General features: G+C 58.4%; 21 protein-coding genes and 1 pseudogene. 15 read left to right on the top strand and 7 right to left on the bottom strand.

Translation table 11 applies throughout. The features are described from left to right. The first annotated feature begins 93 nt into the window (after nucleotides 1-93). The 3 genes from HIJ39_RS23735 to HIJ39_RS23740 all read left to right on the top strand — a co-directional run bounded on the left by HIJ39_RS23735 (nucleotide 94) and on the right by HIJ39_RS23740 (nucleotide 2,921). Nucleotides 94-1,500, top strand: coding sequence for a hypothetical protein (locus tag HIJ39_RS23735; RefSeq protein ID WP_207711712.1), 1,407 nt, complete (start codon nucleotides 94-96; stop codon nucleotides 1,498-1,500). A gap of 161 nt (nucleotides 1,501-1,661) precedes the next feature. Then, a complete protein-coding gene (locus HIJ39_RS15275) occupies nucleotides 1,662-2,258 on the top strand; it encodes a GNAT family N-acetyltransferase (RefSeq protein ID WP_169101212.1) in 597 nt (198 codons plus the stop codon). A gap of 27 nt (nucleotides 2,259-2,285) precedes the next feature. Beyond that, nucleotides 2,286-2,921: a hypothetical protein gene (locus HIJ39_RS23740; protein ID WP_207711709.1), complete on the top strand. Its 636-nt coding sequence runs from the start codon at nucleotides 2,286-2,288 to the stop codon at nucleotides 2,919-2,921. A gap of 224 nt (nucleotides 2,922-3,145) precedes the next feature. Here the strand turns inward: HIJ39_RS23740 and HIJ39_RS15285 are convergent, their stop codons facing one another. Next, nucleotides 3,146-3,589: an Hsp20/alpha crystallin family protein gene (locus tag HIJ39_RS15285; RefSeq protein ID WP_169101213.1), complete on the bottom strand. Its 444-nt coding sequence runs from the start codon at nucleotides 3,587-3,589 to the stop codon at nucleotides 3,146-3,148. Nucleotides 3,590-3,954: 365 nt separating this feature from the next. On the opposite strand from HIJ39_RS15285, the gene HIJ39_RS15290 reads away from it, so the two are divergent. The 9 genes from HIJ39_RS15290 (at nucleotide 3,955) to HIJ39_RS15325 (ending at nucleotide 10,347) form a co-directional block, all read left to right on the top strand. After that, nucleotides 3,955-4,614, top strand: a complete 660-nt coding sequence (locus HIJ39_RS15290) for an ArsR/SmtB family transcription factor (RefSeq protein WP_169101214.1) — start codon at nucleotides 3,955-3,957, stop codon at nucleotides 4,612-4,614. Between the two features lie 122 nt (nucleotides 4,615-4,736). Then, the gene (locus HIJ39_RS23745; RefSeq protein ID WP_338055200.1) at nucleotides 4,737-5,204 is read left to right on the top strand and encodes an MBL fold metallo-hydrolase; all 468 of its coding nucleotides are present in this window, start codon (nucleotides 4,737-4,739) and stop codon (nucleotides 5,202-5,204) included. A gap of 9 nt (nucleotides 5,205-5,213) precedes the next feature. Continuing rightward, entirely contained in the window at nucleotides 5,214-5,378 is a 165-nt protein-coding gene (locus HIJ39_RS23750) for a hypothetical protein (RefSeq protein WP_207711711.1), read from the top strand. Nucleotides 5,379-5,380: 2 nt separating this feature from the next. Next, entirely contained in the window at nucleotides 5,381-6,634 is a 1,254-nt protein-coding gene (locus HIJ39_RS15300; protein ID WP_169101215.1) for an MFS transporter, read from the top strand. Between the two features lie 101 nt (nucleotides 6,635-6,735). Continuing rightward, a complete protein-coding gene (locus HIJ39_RS24940) occupies nucleotides 6,736-7,521 on the top strand; it encodes a GNAT family N-acetyltransferase (protein ID WP_169101218.1) in 786 nt (261 codons plus the stop codon). Further along, nucleotides 7,518-8,156, top strand: a complete 639-nt coding sequence (locus HIJ39_RS15310) for an MBL fold metallo-hydrolase (protein ID WP_169101220.1) — start codon at nucleotides 7,518-7,520, stop codon at nucleotides 8,154-8,156. Before HIJ39_RS24940 ends, HIJ39_RS15310 begins: the two co-directional genes overlap by 4 nt. Before the next feature lie 300 nt (nucleotides 8,157-8,456). Beyond that, a complete protein-coding gene (locus HIJ39_RS15315) occupies nucleotides 8,457-8,915 on the top strand; it encodes an NUDIX hydrolase (protein ID WP_169101222.1) in 459 nt (152 codons plus the stop codon). After that, nucleotides 8,905-9,669, top strand: coding sequence for an HAD family hydrolase (locus HIJ39_RS15320; RefSeq protein ID WP_169101224.1), 765 nt, complete (start codon nucleotides 8,905-8,907; stop codon nucleotides 9,667-9,669). The genes HIJ39_RS15315 and HIJ39_RS15320 overlap by 11 nt, the downstream gene beginning before the upstream one ends. Nucleotides 9,670-9,723: 54 nt before the next feature. After that, on the top strand, nucleotides 9,724-10,347 hold the full coding sequence (locus HIJ39_RS15325; protein ID WP_169101226.1) for a 2'-5' RNA ligase family protein: 624 nt from the start codon (nucleotides 9,724-9,726) through the stop codon (nucleotides 10,345-10,347). 46 nt (nucleotides 10,348-10,393) lie between these two features. Here HIJ39_RS15325 and HIJ39_RS15330 read toward each other — a convergent pair whose 3' ends face one another. The 3 genes from HIJ39_RS15330 to HIJ39_RS15340 all read right to left on the bottom strand — a co-directional run bounded on the left by HIJ39_RS15330 (nucleotide 10,394) and on the right by HIJ39_RS15340 (nucleotide 12,584). After that, complete coding sequence (locus HIJ39_RS15330; RefSeq protein WP_169101227.1) at nucleotides 10,394-10,894, bottom strand: GNAT family N-acetyltransferase; 501 nt, start codon at nucleotides 10,892-10,894, stop codon at nucleotides 10,394-10,396. Between the two features lie 28 nt (nucleotides 10,895-10,922). Beyond that, a complete protein-coding gene (locus tag HIJ39_RS15335; RefSeq protein ID WP_169101229.1) occupies nucleotides 10,923-12,077 on the bottom strand; it encodes a transglutaminase domain-containing protein in 1,155 nt (384 codons plus the stop codon). Between the two features lie 150 nt (nucleotides 12,078-12,227). Beyond that, complete coding sequence (locus tag HIJ39_RS15340; protein WP_169101231.1) at nucleotides 12,228-12,584, bottom strand: cupin domain-containing protein; 357 nt, start codon at nucleotides 12,582-12,584, stop codon at nucleotides 12,228-12,230. A 424-nt stretch (nucleotides 12,585-13,008) separates the two neighbouring features. Between HIJ39_RS15340 and HIJ39_RS15345 the strand changes: the two genes are divergently transcribed. From HIJ39_RS15345 to HIJ39_RS15355, 3 genes are read left to right on the top strand one after another with little or no spacing between them, the layout of a single operon-like run. Then, on the top strand, nucleotides 13,009-14,409 hold the full coding sequence (locus HIJ39_RS15345; protein WP_169101233.1) for an MFS transporter: 1,401 nt from the start codon (nucleotides 13,009-13,011) through the stop codon (nucleotides 14,407-14,409). Next, nucleotides 14,409-15,344: a DMT family transporter gene (locus HIJ39_RS15350; RefSeq protein ID WP_169101235.1), complete on the top strand. Its 936-nt coding sequence runs from the start codon at nucleotides 14,409-14,411 to the stop codon at nucleotides 15,342-15,344. Before HIJ39_RS15345 ends, HIJ39_RS15350 begins: the two co-directional genes overlap by 1 nt. Nucleotides 15,345-15,348: 4 nt before the next feature. Further along, entirely contained in the window at nucleotides 15,349-16,941 is a 1,593-nt protein-coding gene (locus tag HIJ39_RS15355; protein WP_169101237.1) for a class I adenylate-forming enzyme family protein, read from the top strand. Nucleotides 16,942-16,979: 38 nt separating this feature from the next. Here the strand turns inward: HIJ39_RS15355 and HIJ39_RS15360 are convergent, their stop codons facing one another. The 3 genes and pseudogenes from HIJ39_RS15360 to HIJ39_RS15375 all read right to left on the bottom strand — a co-directional run bounded on the left by HIJ39_RS15360 (nucleotide 16,980) and on the right by HIJ39_RS15375 (nucleotide 20,861). Continuing rightward, complete coding sequence (locus tag HIJ39_RS15360) at nucleotides 16,980-18,119, bottom strand: GerAB/ArcD/ProY family transporter (RefSeq protein ID WP_169101239.1); 1,140 nt, start codon at nucleotides 18,117-18,119, stop codon at nucleotides 16,980-16,982. Between the two features lie 26 nt (nucleotides 18,120-18,145). After that, entirely contained in the window at nucleotides 18,146-19,258 is a 1,113-nt protein-coding gene (locus tag HIJ39_RS15365; protein WP_169101241.1) for a Ger(x)C family spore germination protein, read from the bottom strand. Next, nucleotides 19,255-20,861, bottom strand: a pseudogene (locus tag HIJ39_RS15375) (spore germination protein). Before HIJ39_RS15375 ends, HIJ39_RS15365 begins: the two are co-directional and overlap by 4 nt. Between the last annotated feature and the right edge of the window lie 149 nt (nucleotides 20,862-21,010).

The raw sequence follows: 21,010 nt of genomic DNA on the forward strand, positions 1-21,010 counted from the left end.
CGGTTCTATGGGGAGGAGGGCGCTCAAGGGGCACTCGCTACCACAGCCAAGCCCCGAGGCCCCTCTTTACCTACCATCTAGAGGAGGATTTCGATGACAAGGAAAATGGTGGTGGCACTGACCGCCAGTATGGCAGGGAGCCTGCTCATGGCTGGATGCGGCCTGGGGACGCATCCAGCGGCCGGCCCGAGCAGCCCTGCCACCCACCCCAAAACCACGGCGCCATCCGATTCGACCTTGAAGTCCAACGGCGCCCCGTCTTCGACCGCGGCCGCGAGTGGCATATCGACAGCGGGGGAGGTGCCAGGCAGTTCGAGTCCGAGTCCATCGGCCTCGGCTCCACCCTTCATCCCCGCCGTGCAGCAAGACATGGCCTATATCGCGCCTCGGACGCTGATAAGCTTGGAGGCTCCGAAAGACATTCCCGTGGGAAGCTCCACGCTCTATTTGGGAAGCCGAGTGTTTGTGTCCGCCTCGGCTTATACGGTGCAGATAGAGCTCACCACGACACCGCTTGGGATTAATAACCCCAATCTAAACCAAGGCTCGAATGTGAGCCCGGCCAACGACATCGGAGGTTATGGCGGGGTCTCTTTTGAGACCGCTCCGCTCGCCGCCAGCGCATTGACGGGAGAGGTGAATTGGACACCGCCTGTGCCATCAGGCCTCCAGGCCGTCAATCTCGGGAACGGGATTGAAGGCAAAAGCTGGACCAGTGAGGGACAGACAGTCGTGGAATGGATGGAAGGCGAGTGGACCTTGGAGGCCAGCGGTGCTGTGCCGCGGGCATCGGTTGTCGGGGAGGCGTCGCGCATTGTAACCTATCTCCACACCCACCTCTTGCCGGAGACGCAAGGCTATCTCACCGTGACGGTAGCAGGGGATGGCAACCATACCGATATCGCCTGGCGATGGGGTACGACCAACTATCGCGTGTCGGACTTCCATTCAGCCATTAGTGGCATTAACATGGCCATGTCCATGACGCCCTATCCGCGGAACGGAAAGCCGTGGACCCGCACCAATACGCCGCCGTTTGCCGGTCAGAACGTGGTACTGATGCAAGGGAGCCGCATCGCACCGGCCATCCCCAACGGCTATCGATCCTCGACCAGCCCTAGCACAACCTTCTCCACGACCACCTATCATGCGGTGGAAGGATTCCGTGGAACGCTCGACGGGAAGCCGTTCATCCTAGACTTCTATGAACAATATCCAGTGGGCCAGTTTGTCGGCGTATCGTATGATAATCGGCCCGTCTATTTCGGTGTGGGACCCAGCGCCGTTTTCGACGTGTTAAACTTCACCGGGAATCAGGTGGTGCTGGGCAATACCGCTGCCGGCACCTATATGGCCATTAACTTGCAAACCGGACACACCATCACCAATCCGTCGGACGTCGTGCCGCTCAAGGGTTTTACGGGATTGGTAGCCCCGCCCGATATCCTGGGCCTTCCTGAAACCCATGATCTGGTCACCATTCCCTACGGTCCCCAATGACGAGGACAGGGAGAGCCGCCGACAGGAATCGGTTCATGAAGTCCCCGGGGAAACGGCCCGGGCGGGAAAAATGCCTTAGTTGGTCGACGGTCACCGGGGACGCCGTGAATCAATAGAGTCTAAACAAGGGTGAGAGCCGGAACAAACGAAGGGGTGGGTGGGTGTATCCTGTTGGGGAATTTGAGACCGCAAGGCTTTGGTTGCGGCAGCCGGTTGAAGCCGATATCCCGAGCCGCGTCGAGATCCCTCGCGACGCCGAAGAGAATCGGATGTATGGGGGAGATGGCACTCCCAAAACGTTTTCACCCGAGGAGGTTCGCCAGCGTTTGACGGCCTTGACGTCCCAAAACAGCGAGGTGAGCCGGTCATGGGTGCTCGCGGCCAAAATCTGGCCCGATGGGTTGGCTGTGTCCCAGCCGAAGGGTCGGTATATTGGCCAGATCACCATTTTCGCTATCGATCCCGATCACCGCAATGCTCGTCTGCGCATGGGCATCTATGACCGCCGATTTTGGTCGCAGGGATATGGCCGCGAGGCGGTTCGACGCATTCTGCAGCATGCGTTTGACGACCTTCACCTACATCGGATGGCCTTGCGGGTGGCGGCCTATAATCTCCGGGCTATTCGGAGCTATGAGAGCTGCGGGTTCGTGGTCGAGGGTCGTGAACGCGAATCGCTCTGGATGGATGAGCACTGGTGGGACGATGTAATCATGGGAGTTCTCGATTCCGAGTTCCAACAGAACGGACCGGTTTAGGCGATGAGGCGCATTGGAGATGACTCTTTGACGGTAGTCGGAATTCTGGGAGTAACACACGATCCTCAAATGCAGGCGCAATATCATTATCCGCTGTCGCTGATGGAGGAATTGATGCAAGAATTCGCACCGGATGTCGTCTGCGGGGAAGTGCATCCGAAAAGCTGGCGTCTATACCTCGAAACTGGCGACCCTTACGGCATTTTGAATGAAATCCAAGCGGAGTATCCTAGGCTTATTTTCCCGTTTTGCGAACGCCACGGGGTGGAATTTATCCCGGTGAATTGGTTCGAGGAAGATGTCTTTGACGAAGGCCCCTTTGATCGGTTCGGCGCCGACATCCAACAACGTCTCGAGAAGGATCTGGCTCAATGGAACCATAAGCAAATGGAGACCTGGAACCGGGGGCGCATCCCATTCAACTCTCCCGCCTACGACATTGTGACTCAAGCGATGTATGCATGGCTGCAGCAAGTTAACCCCGAGGTCCAAAACATCCAATGGAACGCTCGGCACAATATCATGGTAGCCCGTGTGGCTAGAGCCATTGCCGAACATCGGGGCAAACGCATCCTCTGCATTCACGGAGCCGACCATAATTATTGGTACCGGCACGCCTTAGGCGAGAGAACCGATATCGAGTTGGTCTATCCGTTGCGATAGCCCCAGAAGTACCGTAGTTGCAGCCGCACCTCATTGTGGACGGACCGCAGGGGATGAGAAGTTTCAGAGATGAGTTCGTGGTAGGGTCCCAATTCTTCCGTGGCGGCATCTGGACGGACAACGTCCTGGTGGCAGTCTTTCGTGGATGGGAATGGGGCTGACGGAAGACACCCGCGCACTCGCGCAAGGTATTTTTTCAGTCAGCCCGACACGGTACGTCAGCTTTAGTGAAAATCCACGTCAATGTGGCGACCTTGGTTTTTCTGGCTCTTCGGAAGCCTGACCTCCAGAATGCCATTCCTGTACGATGCTTTCGCACGGGTGTCATCTACCGGTGTGGGTAATGGCACCGTGCGGGCAAATTGCCCATAGTATCGTTCCATCCGGTGTACGTGCTCGTCTTCTCGGTCGTCCATCTGTTCAATTTTGCCGCTCAGATGCAGGTGATTATCGTGAACGGTAATGTTCACATCGTCCTTCTTCTCTAACCCGGGAATCTCGGCCGTGACAATGACCTCGTTGGGGGTTTCGCGAACATCGCAACGAACGCGTGGCATGTTGGCGAGGTGATTGTCAAACCAGTCGTCTTCGAACAGTCGGGGGAACGACGGGAACCAGTCCGAAGCACGTCTAGTGACAGTGAACGGATCGTAAGGGACGAGGGGCATGTTGTGACACCTCCGAGTCAGAATGTGGGATTGGGCCAGGTATTTGGACACCGCGACTAGGATTTCCAGTGACGATAAAAACTTGCGCTGAATTCGGATCCGATGCCTTGTGGACTTTCGGATCCCCACTGCGGCCGGGCAACGGGACCCCATCGGGAACTCTCGTCGGGTCGGATGACATTGGCTGCGACTAAAGGGCGTGGCTGACCATCCCAAAACCACCGCTTTAATGCTGGCCGAGGCGAGAGCCTCAGGAACGCATGCTCCATGTAGATTCTTCTCGGTACCTGTCATCGGCTTGACACCAGTTTGCCGATGGAATAATCTCGTATTCAACGAAATAGTTGAATAAGGGAGCGCGGTTAATGACGGACGATCATCGACGCTGGAAGGACGCGGTGTACGGGCAATTTGCCCGCATTGGCAAGGCACTTGGCCACGCGCGGCGACTAGAAATATTGGACCTGCTGTCTCAGGGACCGAAGAATGTAGAGACGCTGGCGAACGAGTTGGCGGCAAGCAGTGCTGCGGTTTCGCGGCATTTGCAAATCCTTTTTGAGGCCCATCTGGTGACGTTTGAGAAGCAGGGCACCTATGTGATTTATCAGTTGGCCCGTGATGCGGTTGCCGACCTCGTGCACCAAATTCAAGCCGTGAGTGAGGATGTACTCGCGGACGTCCGCGAGTTGCACCGCTTGTATTTGACGCAGCATGACGCCTTGGAGCCTGTGGGTCATGAGGAATTGAAAGACCTCATCGCGGCGGGGACGGTCTATCTCATCGATGTCCGGCCGCCGGCGGAATATGCTGAAGGCCACTTGCCAGGCGCCATCTCGGTGCCTCTGCCCGATGTGGCGGACCACTTTGCCGCCTGGCATGACGATCGTCCCATCGTCGCCTATTGCCGCGGGCGCTACTGCCTCTATGCCCGCGATGCCGTGCGGATACTACAGCAGCACGGCGTGGCCGCCCGCCGCAGTGAAGTGACTGTCTGGAATTGGGGAGGCCCACAGCCGATCGCTTAACACCTGGGTTCACGGACGTATGGAGGAGGTTCCCTATGATTTTTCGGCAATTTCTCCACGCGGATCCCGTGGTCGCCGCGTCATATCTGTTCGGGTGAGGGGGCCGGGCCATCGCGGCAGTGGTGGATCCACTCCCTGATCTCCGGCCATATCTGAACACTTTGCGAGACACTGGCTTGCAGCTGCGATACGTGATTGATACCCACACCCATGCCGACCATCTAAGCGTCGCCCGGGCATTGGCGGACGCCACCGGGGCGGCCTATGTGCGGTATGCGACCGCACCGGCACGGGAGCCAGTGCTTCGCGTGCACGACGGTGACCATTTAGATCTGGGAAACGTCGACGTCGCCATTTGGCACACGCCCGGCCACACCCCCGACCACATCAGTCTAGTGGTGACGGATCGGCGCCGGGGCCCAGAGCCGTGGTTTGTGTTGACGGGGCATGCGCTCATGATTGGCGATGCCGGGCGGCCCGATTTGGCGCCGACCGAGAGTGCTGCCGATCTCTATCAGATTCTTGCCAAGTTGATGACTCTCCCAGATTATGTCGAGGTGTATCCCGGGGCGTATGCAGGTTCGACGTGAGGGCGCGATTTGAGTGGAAAGGTCGTTTCCACCATCGGATTTGAACGGCGGTTCAATCCGGCGCTCAGGCCCCGGACGCAAGCGGACTTTGTGCAATTCATTCTTGAGACGCTGCCTCCCAAGCCCGATCATTTTGCCGACATCGTGGCCGCCAACCGCGAAGAGGGGGGTTAGATATGGCCAGGCCGGACCGGACCGACGCCGTGAATCGACGCATCCAGCGAGGGCAATTCTGGTGGCTTGCGGCCAATGTGCTGCTGGTTGGTGCGACTCTCGGTGTTGAGCGCACCATCGTGCCCCTATTGGGGCGCGACATTTATCATATCGGGTCAGCGGTGGCTTTGACGTTCATTGCCTCATTTGGGCTCACCAAGGCGTTGTTGAATCTAAGCGCCGGACGCTGGTCCGACCGCGTGGGGCGCTTGCCCATCCTCCGTCTGGGGTGGGTGGCGGGCATTCCTCTGGTTATATTGTTAATGACCGTCCATCAGTGGTGGGCGGTGGTTGCGGCCAACGTGTTCCTCGGTGCGAATCAAGGGTTGGCGTGGACGATGACGGTTACGGCGCAACTGGATGTCGTGGAGCCTGGACTGCGCGGTCTGGCCATGGGCATTAACGAAGCCATGGGATATCTCGGGGTGGCGGGAGCGACCGTTGCCGCCGGGGTGTTAGGGGCTGGGGGTCATCTCGAGACGCGGCCGTTTGTGTTTACGGGTGGGGTGGTTGCGATCGGTCTCGCCATGAGCCTCTTGGTCATTCGTGAAACCCGGACGCGGCCCGGGTCGGGTCCAGCCAACCCCGCAAATCGGACGTCGTTCTCCGCTATCTTTCACGACGCGACTTGGCGGCATCCGGCTCTCGGGACCTTGACAGCCGGGGGACTCCTCAACAAACTGGCCGACACCGCCGCCTGGGGCGTCTTGCCATTATATTTGGCGCGTCAGCACGAGGCCGTAGCTGCCATTAGCGTCATCGCCGGGATTTATGGCGGCGTCTGGGGATTCGCGCAGTTTGGCACCGGGCTGCTCTCCGATCACACCGGCCGGAAGCCGCTCATTGTGGTGGGGCTGGTGCTCCTGGGCGGTGGGTTGGCCGGGATGGTGGCGGTGGTGGGAACCACCGGGTGGAGTATCGCCGCCGGTGTCATGGGGCTCGGCATGGCCTTGGTGTACCCGGTGCTGAATGCGGCGGTCGCGGATGTGGCCGCACCCCAGGACCGGGGCGCCATTTTGGGTGTGTACCGCCTCTGGCGGGATGGGGGCTATGCCGTAGGCGGCCTGGGGATCGGGCTGCTGATGGCCGCTGTCGGAATCCGATGGAGTCTCGGGATTGTGAGCGGCCTGGTGCTCGCAGGGGCACTCTTTCTCGCCCTGCGGCTTCCGGAAACATATCGTCTGCCCCAAAAAGAGGGGAGACACGTGCGAAGTTAGGCACGCGGAAATGGTGTCACAAAATTGATGCGGGGAGTCCAGGACAATACACTGGGGAGAGATTTTGCTTACATGATTAATGAATTGTCAGGAGGACGGATGTGAACGATGTAAAGCTAATGGAGATATTAGAAGACCTGCCGGTCGGCCTTCACATCGAGGTGCCAGGGCTCGTATACCAACTCCATATTCCGGAGGTGACCGCCTTTAAATCCGATCGGGTGCCCAATCCCTACGCCAACATGATGGGGATAGCCAAGATTCCCGACGCTGACTTCGAGAGCGTTCTTGAGGCGGTCTTTTCCGCCTATGCGGGTGCGCCCTTTGGCTGGTTCGTTGGACCCTTGGCCGAGCCCAGGGATTTGCCCCAGCGACTGGAGGAGCGCGCTTTTCTTCTGGCGGAGCGGGTGCTGGGCATGGTGCTGGAGGATTTGACCGTGCCGATCCCGGAAAACGACGAGGTAGTCATCCGCCAAATTCAGCCCGAAGAGGTGCCGGACTATGCTGATGGATTGGCCAAAGCCTACGGTATGGGTATCAGCACGGATGCCCTAAACGTTGTGGCTTTGGGATCGCGTGGCGATTTGTTCATTGTGCAGCCGAAGGGATCGGATGAAGTGATTGGCTTTTCGCGGCTCGCCTATGTCACCCCCGATGTGGTGCTGTTGGGCGGGTCGGCGGTATCCGAAGGCTGGCGGGGCCGCGGCATTTATAAGACGCTCGTTGCGGCGCGATTGCGTCTCGCACGCCAGGCGGGCGCGAAGGCCGCACTGGTACAGGCTGTGGAAGACACCTCGGCGCCCATTTGCCGGCGTATGGGTTTTCGCGAAGTCGCGGAATATGGCTTCTACCTGGGGAACGCTGTCTTTGAAGGAATGGATTCATGATTACGTGGATTACCGATGCCATTGGGCGATGGACGACCCCCGATCCCGAAGAAGAGTTAATGATGGTGGGTCACGTGATGAAGGCGGATGACGGCTTGGTTCTAGTGGATCCGCCGGTCATTCCTGACCTTCCGCGCGTGTTGGCGAGCGTTGGTGCCGTGCGCGCGATTATCCTGACGACCCATGACCATACCCGCGGAAGCCGATATTTGAGCGATTTGTTTTCATGTCCCCTTTATGCCCCCGTTCACGCCGATCGGGGCCGGCTCCAAGTTGGTCGGGTGGAAAAACCCGTGTGGTATGAAGACGGCACACACCTCCCCGGAGGATTGGTGGCGCGGCGCATCGTCGTCACGGTGCCCGACGATCGACCCTACATGGATGAAATGAGTCTCGAGAGGTCAGACGTCCTCTTTGTCGGCGATCTGTTGGCGGGAACTCTCGGCGGAACGCTGGCCGTCTGTCCAGAGCAATTTCCCGGCGTGCGCCAGGTGGAGGAGAAGGGCCGAGCCGTGGCTGGTGCCTTGTTGGCCAGCATCAGTTCGCCTCCGCGACTGGTTCTCGCGGGCCATGGGTGGCCGTTTTCGGGGAATTGGCAGGCTGAGTTGACAAAACGGATATCGGAAGAGACTTGATGAGTTGAGGCTTATCGGTTTTCAGCGCTTCCGCCCAGGGCCTGAATGCTTGTGAGCTCTGGGGTTCACGTGATGGGTGGGGCGATGGTCCGATGAGATGTTCCCCTGGGCGGCTGAACGCTCGCTGGATCCGGAGGCTGGCGCGTTTATGCAGAACGCGCTCTATGATAAACGCAGTGTGATTACGGTTCCAAGATGCCGGGGCGAAGGGACAAGATGCCGTACCCTAGCGGACCATTGCACGAGGGTTTTCGCGCAGCGACACGCTCCCGGAAGTTCTTGCCAAGAAAGGATGGAAGAATGGCTGAAACGAGGGCAGGATATCGCGTGCGGGCGGTCGTTGCGGTGCACCTGCTCTTGCGGCGGGACTCCCAGGTGCTGCTGCTGCGCCGCTACAATACGGGATATCACGATGGGGATTACAGCGTTCCGGCAGGCCACGTGGAATCGAACGAAGGCATTCGGACGGCCATGCATCGGGAGGCGGAAGAAGAGATTGGCATTCGTATGCGGGACGAAGATCTGGAGCCCATCGGGGTTCTATATCGGAAGTCGGACTCGGAGCGCGTGGACTTTTTCTTCGGCTGCTCCCGGCGGGAGGGGCTGGTGGCAAATTGTGAGCCCGCGAAATGTGATGAGCTCCGTTGGTGTGATGTGCATGATCTACCCCGCAACGTGGTTCCCTATGTGCGTGAAGCGATCGCACTTTTCGGGGAGCGAGAGCGCTGGTTCGGGGAGTTCGGCTGGGATGAGGTCTGAGCCGACACATGGCCTGATTACGGTCCCCGGCTTTTGTGGAGCATTTGACGGGCGCGTTGTATCCCGCCCCGCGATGCCAGCGCCGGTGGTTTCGATAGGATACCCATTTGCAGGCAAACCGTCCTTTGGGGGATTAAAAGGTGGGTGGAGACGGATCCAGCATGTCTTGATGGATGTGGATGGGGTGATTGTCCCAGCCCGCCCATCCTTTCGCGACTGGCTTTCCGAACACGGCATTAGCGATGCCATGACGGCCCCATTTTTTAAGGGGCCATTTCAAGAGTGCCTGGTGGGCCGAGCCGATCTTCCCCAAGTGCTGACCCCATATCTTCCCCAGTGGGGATGGCGTCAGGGGGTCGAGGCGTTTATGGCAATTTGGTTTCGCGTCGAACAGGGAGTGAACAGTGAGCTTCTGACCATGCTGGATGCGCTCCGTCGAGAAAACGTGGGTGTTCATCTGGCAACCAATCAAGAAGCCCATCGGACCGGCTATTTGCTTTCAGAGATGGGACTCGCCGCCCACGTTGAGCAGGTGTTCGCGTCCTGCCGGGTCGGCCACATCAAGCCCTCTGAATCCTATCTTTCGGCCATCGTCAGCGGGCTCGGTTGTTCGAAGGGCGAACTGTTATTGTGGGATGACAGCCCATACAATGTGGAGCAAGCTCGGGAGTTCGGGTTGAAGGCCGAACTCTTTCACTCGGCGCCGCAATTCCGTAATCGGATGCGCGATTATTTTCCTCTCTTGATCCTTTGAGGGGCGCCACCCTGACACGGTTTGGTGAGACCCCAGTCAAACCGGGAATGCCTCATGAAAGTGCAACTCCGGGTGTGGGGCGGGAGCGTGGTCGTGGCACCCATTTCGGAACCGGCGAGCCGACGTAGGGGGATGGTAAACGTGGTGCAATACTTTATCGGGATCGCGCCTCCCAAGGCCGACCGGGATCGCATCCGGGATTTTCGCGGGCGGTGGCGTTCCGCTCGGCATGTCCTTACCGAGCCTCATATTACTGTCAAGGCCCAAGGCGGACTCAGTGAAGACCTCGGGTGGGTCAAGGCGGTCCGCCGGGTTTGTCGGACCTGGCACTCCTTTGACGTGGAAATCCGGGGCCCCCACATGTTTGGCGCCACGGTGGTGTATTTAAGTGTGAAGTCGCCTGCTTTGCCGGTACTGCATGAGCAGATTCTGGCGTGCGTGCCGCCACCGGCGGACACCATGCAGCAATATTTCGAAGGCGAGTGGTATGTGCCCCATTTGATCCTTGGACAATCGTCCTGGGGAATGACGGATGCCGAGCTTCAGGCCATGTATCGAGAGGCCGACACGCTCTCCTTCCGTGGTCCGTTCACAGCAACCGGCCTGCAAATCTTTCGTGGACTGACGCCGGGGCGGTACGAACCCTATATCCAGATTCCCTTTGGTTACTCCGATTAGCCATAACCTTGCCATGGCTTCTGGAGGCGAAGCGCTGGCCGCGAGGTCAAATGCCCAGCGTCTTCGTCATCGTGACGGCGGCAAGGGTCCTTTTGTCCCACTCGAGCGTCGTGTCCGAAATGACGTGAAACCCGTTCCGTACCCAGAAGTCCAGCACCCGGTCATCATACCCCGTCACGACGTCAATGCGGATGGTGCGGCTGTCGTGCGACCGTACGAAGGCTTCCAGCCCTTGATAGACTTGTTGGCCGAATCCCTGATGTGCATAGCTCTGGTGGACCATCAGCAACGACAGATAGGTTTCCGTGCCGAGCTTGACGTCAATGAGCCCGATGATCTGGCCTGATGCTTTTCCCACAACCTTGCATGGCCAAAAGCCAGCGTTCCTCGTCGTTTTCGTTTCCTCGGCCATCCAGTCGCGTGTCACGATGTTGCGACTAAGATGGCGATGGATGAACGCGGGGTGCGAGTTGTACACCCGGACGAGACCGTCAATGTCGGCCGACTGTGCAAAGTCTACGTATACATCCTGCGTTTCGAAGATCATCGTTTCCCGGCCCACCTTTCATGCGCATTTAATTGATCCAAAGTCGGACGACCGCCTGTTCGCCTGGACGCCCATAGTCGTTGATGGGCTGTACGGAAATCGTATTTTCTCCGGGCTGCAGACTAACGTGAATCACTGCCTCTTCCGTCGTCCAGCGATGGGCGTTCAGCGCTACCTCGTAATGGTCAAACCATGGCATGGAATGCCGCAAGCTGAGTTCAATACCACGGGCGATCTCGGAAGCCCCATCGGCGGATACGGCCGGCGCCCATTGCAACTCGACGCCGTTTATCGGCACCGCAATTTTCGAGCGATCGGTGGTAAATGTCACCGCTTGGGCCATCCGTTGAAAAACAATGGGCGGCAGGACATCGACGTCATAGAAATAAAGCTCCCGACAGGAATCATTCCCCGTGACCGACTTCGGTCGGTTGAGGCTGTACGAGCGTCGGAACACGAATTGATCATAGTACTCTTCCCAGAACCGTATGAAGCTGTCCACGTCTCCATGATCAGGCAGGGACCGCCAGACCTCATCTCGATCGAATCCGTCCGGCACCTCCATGGTCTCATAATCCACCGTGTCATGGGATTCCATGGGGGTGTAGTCCTGCCGAATATCGGCGTCGCGGCTCATGCGGAGATCATGAAAAGCGCGGCTCCGGACCCGGTCGTGTATTTCCAAGGCCGAGAGCACCGCGCCATCCCGCGCCGCATAAAAGAGGTTTAGCTGGGGATCGAGCACCACCCATTTACCGTGCTCGGTGCTCCATACATCCACCACTACATGGGCCTTCCCGAGCCCCTCGTCCGCACCAGGGCGGCGCAATCCGATCACCCGGGCGGGAAATGCAAAGGCCGCCAACACTTGTTGGAGCATGTGGGCGAACTCCACGCACCGAAAGGTTACTGAGCCTTCCTGCGCCCCACGCAATAGGCCGAGACCGCTTAAATCGGGGGCTTCGTTCCAGCCCTGATGATGGGACAGGTGATGCACCCAATCCATCAACCGTAAGATTTGTCCCCATTGGGTTGGAATTTGGCGGAGCTCCTCCTCGAGTCGGGTGGCTTCCCGCAAGCGGCGCCGCAAATCCGGTTCGTTCGCCCAGTGATAGAGGGAATAGGCGGGACTTTGCTCTTGATGTTGATACTCCAATAGACGCCACCGATATGGGCGAATCATAGAATCACCGCTTTCCTAGGTCGATATTGTGGCATGCGTGCACCGCATCTCCTGTCGATTAAATCTTTCCTTGCCTCCCCCCCTGAGGAAGCGAGTCAAGAACCGTTTTGGGCTTATGCCTGTGCCAACGTACGGTTGGTTCACGGCTACCTACTCGCGACTCGGCATAAAGCGTTTGGGATTTAACGCCTCCGATTCGATGACAATGGCACTAAGGCCGCTATCCGTCGTCGTTTCGTGCCATTCACCGGCTTCCCAAAATACCGCGTCGCCTACGGCGACAGGAACGGCGCCGGATGAGCCGCATCGCACCCATCCCTGCCCTGAAACAATCAGGAGGAGTTGTGGCGAGGCGGCTTTATGAAAGCCAATCACTCCGTTTGATGCCAGATGCATTGACCCTATGTGAGCCGGTTTCTCCGTCATCACAATCCGCGACATGACGAAATTCGAATCGAAATGACGAATTCGCTTGCCGCTCTCCTCGCCGAATCGAAAGATTTGCACCGAATATTGCCCCGTTCCTGCGCGTTTCAAATTTCAATGCCCGTGGACTGCACATCCATCGTGTGAAATGCTGAAGCCGAGACTTGGTTCCTCCGTGATTCCGGCCATCACGCAAAGAAAATTTGGAGGCATAGCTCTGTCAAGCGCGAGAAGCTAGTCTCACAACTCGTAATCTTCGCGACGGGACTCGTTTAATCCTCTCCACGGGGAATAGGCCTTTCGTACACCCGTGGCCTCAACCAACGATGCGCCTCGCGATTCTCACCATTCGCAGACTGAGGGAAAGGTGATAGGGGATGGGAAGGTCGTATGGCCCAATCAAGAGAACTACATTCCCTGAAATATTGTCGGAAAATAACAATTGTTACATCTTGCGAGAATACCGGGCTGATGGTACGTTGTTTCTCAGAAAGGAGAGATAAATATGAAAAAAGGAGCGGGCTCCGGTTCCGGAGCGGAACTGATTTCCCGCCTCGATCGAATCCCCATCTGGCCCTTCGGCAGCACAGTGCTATGGGTGATCGGGATGGGGTTTTTGGTGGCCTTCTACGATATTACCAACGTCTCTTTTGCACTACCGAAAATTGCGGGTTACTTCCACCTTTCCTCAGCGGCATCAGCCATTCCTGTGACGGCCAGCTTGCTGGGATACATCTTGGGTTCTTACCTCAATAGCACGTTGGCAGATCTGAAGGGGCGCCGCACCGCGATTATTTCCGCAACCATCCTCTTTACTGTGGGTTCTTTGGCGACCACCTTTTCGTTTAGTTACGGTTGGCTGATTGTGTGGCGATTTGTCACGGGCATGGGCATCGGCGCGGAGATTGCCGCCATCTCCACTTACATTGGTGAAATGGCGCCGGCGCCCGTCCGGGGTCGGTATACGGGCATGGCCAACATCTGGTCATTTACGGGGCTGGCCGTTGTCCCGTTCGTTGCCCTGGGTTTGCTAACTCACTTCAGCTGGGGCTGGCGCGGCATGTTTTTTGTGGGGGCTTTGGCGGGACTGACCCTCATCTGGGCGTTCCGCATCCCCGAGTCCCCCCGTTGGCTGATTGCCCACGATCGGCTGGCGGAAGCTGAAGCGGTCATCCAAAATGGCGAGGCGCGGGCTGAGAAAAAGCTCGGCAAGAGTCTTCCCGCACCGGTGCTACTGGCGGATGAGACGCACGAGCAGAAGTTTCCCACAAGCGCCCTCTTCCGGCCGCCCTATCTGGGACGCTGGTTGCTCTTGTTCTTTGTCTGGGTGTTTATGTATCTCAGCGACTATGCCTGGCTAGGAATGGCCCCGACACTGCTGGTTGACAAGGGCTATTCGCTGGCCAGTAGTACACTGTTCCTTCTGGTAACCGGAATCGGGTACCCCATCGGCGCCATTTTGTCGGCCTGGTTTGGCGACCGGTTTGAGCGCAAGTATTCGATTCTGGTCGGGATCGTCGTCTATGCGTTAAGTCTCGCGGCATTTGGCCTCTTCCCCAGTGGGGCCACCATCGTCATTGCCGGGTTCATTCTCTCGGTGGCGCTGGTGTTCTTCTTCCCGCTGCTGTACGCCTTGACCGCTGAGAGCTTTCCTACGCAGGCGCGCGCGACGGGCGTGTCCTTAACCGACGGCATTGGCCACGTGGGAGGGGCGCTGGCACCCATCTTCACGTTGGCCATTTATGCGGCCTTTGGCCACACCGGTTTCTTGATGGCGTTTATGTACATGGCGTTGACCGCCATCATCTGCGCCATTCTGCTCCCGTTCGGCGTGGCCGCGACCCGCAAGTCACTCGAGGTTGTGCACCACGAACCGGCCGATTCGGTGGGAGTTGTTTCCCAGTAATGGCCAATACCCAACATCGGGACGGGAATGTTCTTTCCCGTCCCGCCTTCTTGGGAGGCCTCCGATCGCCAAACGCTCGATCAACCCTGCGGTACGGGTTTCTTATCGTCGTCTGGGGCGTGGTCTGGCCTCTGTCAAAAATTGCGTTGGCGTCGTGCCCTCCGGTCTTGTTCGCGGGACTTCGCGTGATGATTGGGGGCATAGTCCTGCTTCCCTGGGCGATTCGGGGACTCGACCGCGAGTCCGTGGGAGTCAACCTCATTTTGGCTCTTCTGAACGTCTTCTTCTTTTACGGGCTGCAGAATATTGCCCTTCAGTACGAACCGGCCGGGCTCATCTCCATTCTGGTCTATATCCAACCGGTGGTGACAGCCGTGCTGGCCCGCCTGTGGCTGAAGGAATGGCTCACGCCGGTAAAGCTTGTGGGCATCATCCTCGGCTTTTTGGGCGTGGCCTTCATTAGTGCGGGTCAGCTGGATGTCCGAGAGGTGGGGGGCCTGGCTGTCGCGGCAGGCTTAGCGGCCGGGTTTTCCTGGGGGTTGGGTACCGTGGTGTATAAGAAATTCCGCCGTCACCCCCGCCCGGTGCACGACGTGGGTATTCAATTCGCCGTAGGCGGGGTGCTGTTGCTGGGGCTTGGCAGCGTGACCGAGCATTGGGGGACGGTTCATTGGTCGGGTGTCTTTGTGGCCGATTTGTTGTGCGTGGGATTGCTGGGGACGGCGCTGGCCTGGATTATTTGGTCCGGGCTGGTGCAGGCCGGCGAGGCCTCGCGCGTTGCCGCCTGGAGCTTCTTGGTGCCGGTTTTGGCCACCGTTCTCTCAGTGTGGTGGATGGGTGAACCGCTGACGACGGGACTCGTGGCCGGTGGCGTCAGCGTGATGGTGGGCTTGTATTTAATCAACGGAGTTAAACGAGTGGCCGGTGGGAGGTAGAGACATGTCGCGGGTGAAGACATTGAGTGAAGCCTTGATTCAGGCAGAAGCCAAGGGGCAGGACCGTCCAGCCCTTTACTATTTCGATACCGTGATGACCTATGGCGAGCTGCTGGACACGGTCATGCGGGTGGCCCAGGGCCTAAAGACGCTCGGGGTCAAGCCCCGTGATCGGGTAGCGGTGATGCTGCAAAATATGCCGGCCTCGGTGGTGGTGCACTTCGCAGTATGGGCTTTGGGCGCGGCGGTGGTGCCGGTCAACGTGATGCTGACACGGGGCGAAATAGGGGCGCAGTTAATGGATGCCGGGGCGTCGGTGCTGGTCGCGCTGACCTCCCTCGCGGACCGGGTGGAAGGGCTCGACCAGGAGCTGTCGGCGCTCGACGCCATCGTTCTCGTCGACGACCGCCAAGACTTTTCTGGAATGGCTCCGTTGTGGCTGCCACCCCATGGGGCGGCAAGCCCGCCCATGGTCAGTTATCAGAATTTGTTGGACCAGCCGCCGTTGAATCCCGAACAGTGGGTCCCCACTAACGAGGGCGACATGGCGCTTCTAACCTACACATCGGGGACAACCGGCGTGCCCAAGGGGGCGGTTAATACCCATGGCCAGATGCTGCACAACGTGTTCATTTACGAGAGCCTGGCTTTGCTGTCGGGGGATACCGTCAACGTGGCGTTTGCGCCGCTGTTTCACATCACCGGGTCGGTGGCGGGCCTGGCCGCCGCGGTGGGGCTGGCTGCACCTCTGGTGCTCCTGTATCGGTTTGACCCGCGGGTGGCGGCCGAGGCCATTCAACGGCGTCGAGCCGAATTTACGGTGGGGGCGATTACCACATATCTCGGGATGTTGGCACTAGAGGACCTCGATGCCTACGACCTCTCCAGCCTCACGCGGGCGTACAGCGGCGGGGCCCCGGTCGCGGAAGCCACCTTAACCGCGTTTCATGCGCGCACCGGCATTTATATCCATAATGTCTACGGTTTAACGGAGAGCAACAACGGTCTCATTATGGTTCCCTGGGGCGAGCGTGCCCCGGTTGACCCGGAATCGGGCGCGCTCTCCATCGGCCGAACCGGCTCCGGTGTCGAGGCCAGCATCCGCGATATGGATGATCCCCGTCAAGAGGTGCCCGCCGGGAGTTTGGGCGAACTGGCTTTGAAAGGGCCCTCCATCATCGAGGCGTATTGGCAGAGGCCGGACGCCAACCGAGCCAGCTTTATCGACGGCTGGTTTCTCACCGGTGATGTGGCGCGCATGAGCGCTGATGGTTGGATTTATATCGTCGACCGAAAAAAAGATGTCATCATTTCGGCGGGGAACAAGGTGTGGCCGCGCGATGTGGAGGATGCCTTGTATCAGCACCCTGGCGTGCTGGAAGCGGTGGTGGTGGGTCTCCCGGACCCCTATCGCGGGGAAGCGGTGACCGCCTTCGTGGTGAGGAGTTCCGCCGGGGCGAATCTGGAGCCCAAAGAGCTTGAGGCGTTTCTTCGCGAACGGCTGGCGGCCTACAAAATCCCCCGAGCTATTCACTGGGTGGACTCGATACCCAAGACGGCGACCGGCAAATTTCTCCGGCGGGCCTTTCGCCAATGAGGCGCTCGCTCAGCGCAGCGATGGCACCAGCGCCCCAATTAAGTATTCACCGATGCGGTGCGGCGCTTTCGGTGGGTAACCGCATAGCCTGCCAGCATGATGAGGGGGATAAGAAACAGATACCCGATGTAAAAGGGCAGCAAATAGCTCTGAAAGATGTGGGTCAGCTGGGCAATGTTGGTGATGCGCTGGGCCAAGAGACCGATTAGCAACATCGCTGCGCAGGCCACGATGCGGTACGTGGTCATCCCGGTTCTTTGGATTGCCGCCATGCTATAGTGGACCACGGCCCAAAGTCTAATGGCGATGAAGGCGAGCACGAAAAGACCCCAGAGCACCACCACCAACAGCCCGATTTTATTCACAATGAGTCCGGAGATGCTGACAAGTCGTAATGCGGAAATTCCCGGCCACTGCAGTGTAATGAGAAAGTCGGGTCCTGTGGCCGAAATGATGAGGAAGAAGCCCCATAAAAAGGCTACGAAGGCGCCTAGAAAGAGGAGATGGGCTGCCCGCTCGCCTTCCTTTCGGTTTTGCGGTCGGAGGTAGGGATACATGAGCGGGGCCGCCTCAATGCCGACGAATATATAGGCCTGGTGATAGGCGCCCGACAATATCCGTGGAATCATAATCTCGGTTGAGGGGATCATGGAGAAGGCGTACTGGCCTTGTGGGAACAGCATGATGCCAATAAGAATGGAGAGCCCCATGGTGGGCAAGATCACCAGCTCCATTAGCCTGGCCATGGGCGCCATACCGTACCATACTGCGAACAATGCCGTCCCCAAGAGCGGTGTCTCCGCAACCCAAAACGGCATCGACATGAGAAAAAACGTACGCAGTACAAAGCCGAAGTTGGCGATGACGGCGATGGCCAGGGCGACATGGCCAAGAACTGCGATCATCTCGATGGGCCAAGCGAAAATACCAAGGTATCGGCGCAGCACTTGCGGTTCCGATGCCCCTTGATGCAATCGGGCCACCATCAAGAGAAGCCAGAGGGCCAAATAGGCGCCCGCGCATTCCAAGAGGTAGCCGTAGAGCGCATCTGGCCCGGCATCCATGACCAGTTCTCGCGGGAACTGAAAGATGCCCAGGCCAATAAAGGAGCCCAGCACGAGCACGCCAAATTCTAGGGGACTAATATGCGGTGTAGTCGGGGAACGGGAATTCGCCAATTCGACACCTCCATGGCAGACACTGCTTAGGTAACAGCTCCGGTATTGGTTATTTGCACACGGGTCGATACGGTAATGTCGGCATGGGCATACGCCTGTCGCATAACCTGGCGGCTCACAGTTTCGGGATGCCACCAGGCATAGCGCTCCCCATAGTCCACGGGATTGGTGCCGTGCTGTTGCAGCAGCACCAACGTGCTGAGCACTTGGGCGCCGAGCTTCTGGGCGGCGAGATGCTCCACGGATTTGACGGTATCCGCATGGAGCTGCATGTCCACGGCCTCTTCCAAGGTGCCCACGAAGTGCATTGTGAGGAAAATATGCATGCGGCCAGACTGCCAGCGAATCCGATAATGCGATGAAGCCACAATCGACCGAATGCCGATCGTATGGTTTCGCCAGGTGATCATCAAATCGCCCTTTTTGGTGCGTCCCATCAGATAGCCGAGGTCGACGGTTTGCGCGCGCGTCAGGACAATGGCCGGTTGGAAGTGGCGGTAGACGACGACGTTAGCAATTCGAAATCCGCTTTGGTTCGCTTCAATCCACGGCATCCACATGGAATGGTCGGGAGCGAGGTCATTAGCCAGTTGCGTCTCCAGGGTCCACTGACGCTGTTGAAAGTCCACCGCAGAACAACGAGGGCAAGAAAACGTATCATAAATGTAGACGGCCGGCGGAATTTGTGCGGCGGGTTGGCGTTCGAACAGTCGGTCGACCGAGGACGTGGCCGCAACATAGGCGGAATTGTCCATGGTGCCGAGCCGGTTGAGCCAGTCCTGAACTTGAGCCATTTGCGCGGCGGACAGTTTGCTCGAGAAAGCGATGAGCTGCACTTGGCCCAGATAGAGATCTTGCCCAACCATGGTCTGCGCTTTGGCGAAGGCCCGTCCCGGTGTGGCGCCGGTGGCTTCTACCGTGTAGAATTGCTTTCCGCTGGAATTGGTGCCGCTTGTGACGCTGGTGAGTTCGGTTGACGTGGGGATTTGAAACAACATGCGAATGGTGTTGCCCTGGCCAGGCGCAAAACCCAGTATCAGGACCAGTGCACGCTCGTCGACCGGCACGCTGCTGCCGCATCCAGAGAGTCCAAATATCAACACAACGCACAAGAGGCCGAACCACAGCCGTCGCATCATGGGTGATAGTCCTTTTGAGCCTCAAAAAGGTCAACCTTGACAGTGGACTTGGTCGAGGCCTGGCGCTGGGATAAAGTCAGCGGCCGGACATCCGCCGGCCGGCGGCGCAGCGTGGGGAATGGCGCGCGGATCCAGGAGTCCAGGAGATCGCGAAGACGGATGGGCGTAAACGGGGAGAGATAGGGAACACCATAGTTCTCCAAGGCGGTTAGGTGAACGATGACGGCGACCGTCGCTAAGACCAGCCCGTAAACACCCCAAATCTCTGCGACGACGATAAAGAGCCAAAAGAGCCAACGCCAGGTAGCCGCCATTTCCATGGAGGGGCTGCTAAAGAGCCCGAGCGCCGTCAGGGTGACCGCCACAATCATGATATCGCTGACAATGCCGGCCTTGACGATGGCTGTTCCCACCACCACACCGCCGACGGTGCCGATGGTGGTGCCGATTTGCACGGGCAAGCGCTGAGCGGCTTCCCGCAAAATCTCAATAATCGCCCACATCACGATGACTTCCCCGATGGGGGGATGGGGATGTTTTCACGCGATCCGGCAAGCGTCAAGATAAGCTTAATTGGCAGCAAATCGGGATTGATGGACGTCAACGCAATATAGAGGGGCATGAGGTAGAGACCGATAATCAAGCCCACAAAGCGCACCAGGCGTACGAGAGAACTGTCCCAACAGGGCATGGCATAGTCCTGGGAGGTCTGATAGTAGTCCATCAAGGTGTTGGGCAAAATCAGCACGAACGGGTCATTGGCTACAAGAACCGCCACCTTGCCTTGATTTAGGCTCCGCGCCACCATGTCGACGCGGTCGGTCTCGCGTACCTGGGGAAATATCGTCCAGTGGCGATCGGCAAGAAACTCGGCCACCTCTTGAGCGGATTGAATCGAATCGACTTCAATGCCCTTCAGTCGCTCGGCGACCGCGTGAACGATGCTGGGGTTGGTAACACCCTCTAGATTGGCGAGAGCGATGCGAGACTCCGCCCCCTGGGACAGCGTTTGGGCGTGAAATCGGAGCTTCTCCGTGGGCAGGCGGCTTCGCAATAGGGCCATTTGCGTGCCTAACACTTCGATAAAGGCTTCCTGCGGGCCTTTGACACTCGGCTCGGATTTCACCGTCGACACCGAGCGAGACGGGATTTTGGCCGTGTCGAGCAGCAAGCAGCTGGCCACGCCGTCAAGGAAAAAGAGCGTGTTGCCTTGCATCATCCCGGCAATGGCCTTGCTCCAGGTGGTCTCTTGGGTGATTTTTCCCACTCCCACAAAAGCGGATTGAAAGGCGGTCATCAGCGCTTCGGGAGGCTGTCCGGCTAAGGCTTGCGAACTCCAATAGTATTGCAGCGAATGAACTAAATCGCCATCCAACACGGTTGGATTGACCATGCCGGTGACATAGGCGATGAATCCGCGCCACTGCAAGGCCTTTCCCAACAACAAGCGGTGGATGACAATATCGGCCGATTGGCCCAGGGTGGAATGCAGGCGATTGTAGGACACCGTGAGGTCGGCTGAGATGTCATCGACGGAACCGCTGGTCTTCAGTTCGGAAACCCAGGCATCAATGGCCGTTTTCAGGTCGGTAGTTTGAGACACCAACTCGGTAATGTGGTGCGTGGCAGGGGGAAAACCTGGCTGGCGTCGTCTATGCCTTGGCCAGCGCTTTCAGTAAAGGAGACACGCATGCCCCTGCAGGGCACTCACACACATGAAAAAAGGGCGTCGGCACGGGGAGTATGATGAGG

It is taken from the genome of Sulfobacillus harzensis, assembly GCF_012933365.1.
Classification (GTDB): Bacteria; Bacillota; Sulfobacillia; order Sulfobacillales; family Sulfobacillaceae; genus Sulfobacillus_B; species Sulfobacillus_B harzensis.

Excerpts from the sequence above, each read along its gene's own strand:
- HIJ39_RS23735 (WP_207711712.1), top strand. The coding sequence starts at position 94 with ATGACAAGGAAAATGGTGGTGGCACTGACCGCCAGTATGGCAGGGAGC.
- HIJ39_RS15285 (WP_169101213.1), bottom strand. The coding sequence starts at position 3,589 with ATGCCCCTCGTCCCTTACGATCCGTTCACTGTCACTAGACGTGCTTCG.
- HIJ39_RS15290 (WP_169101214.1), top strand. The coding sequence starts at position 3,955 with ATGACGGACGATCATCGACGCTGGAAGGACGCGGTGTACGGGCAATTT.
- HIJ39_RS15300 (WP_169101215.1), top strand. The coding sequence starts at position 5,381 with ATGGCCAGGCCGGACCGGACCGACGCCGTGAATCGACGCATCCAGCGA.
- HIJ39_RS15310 (WP_169101220.1), top strand. The coding sequence starts at position 7,518 with ATGATTACGTGGATTACCGATGCCATTGGGCGATGGACGACCCCCGAT.
- HIJ39_RS15315 (WP_169101222.1), top strand. The coding sequence starts at position 8,457 with ATGGCTGAAACGAGGGCAGGATATCGCGTGCGGGCGGTCGTTGCGGTG.
- HIJ39_RS15320 (WP_169101224.1), top strand. The coding sequence starts at position 8,905 with ATGAGGTCTGAGCCGACACATGGCCTGATTACGGTCCCCGGCTTTTGT.
- HIJ39_RS15325 (WP_169101226.1), top strand. The coding sequence starts at position 9,724 with ATGAAAGTGCAACTCCGGGTGTGGGGCGGGAGCGTGGTCGTGGCACCC.
- HIJ39_RS15330 (WP_169101227.1), bottom strand. The coding sequence starts at position 10,894 with ATGATCTTCGAAACGCAGGATGTATACGTAGACTTTGCACAGTCGGCC.
- HIJ39_RS15335 (WP_169101229.1), bottom strand. The coding sequence starts at position 12,077 with ATGATTCGCCCATATCGGTGGCGTCTATTGGAGTATCAACATCAAGAG.
- HIJ39_RS15345 (WP_169101233.1), top strand. The coding sequence starts at position 13,009 with ATGAAAAAAGGAGCGGGCTCCGGTTCCGGAGCGGAACTGATTTCCCGC.
- HIJ39_RS15350 (WP_169101235.1), top strand. The coding sequence starts at position 14,409 with ATGGCCAATACCCAACATCGGGACGGGAATGTTCTTTCCCGTCCCGCC.
- HIJ39_RS15355 (WP_169101237.1), top strand. The coding sequence starts at position 15,349 with ATGTCGCGGGTGAAGACATTGAGTGAAGCCTTGATTCAGGCAGAAGCC.
- HIJ39_RS15365 (WP_169101241.1), bottom strand. The coding sequence starts at position 19,258 with ATGATGCGACGGCTGTGGTTCGGCCTCTTGTGCGTTGTGTTGATATTT.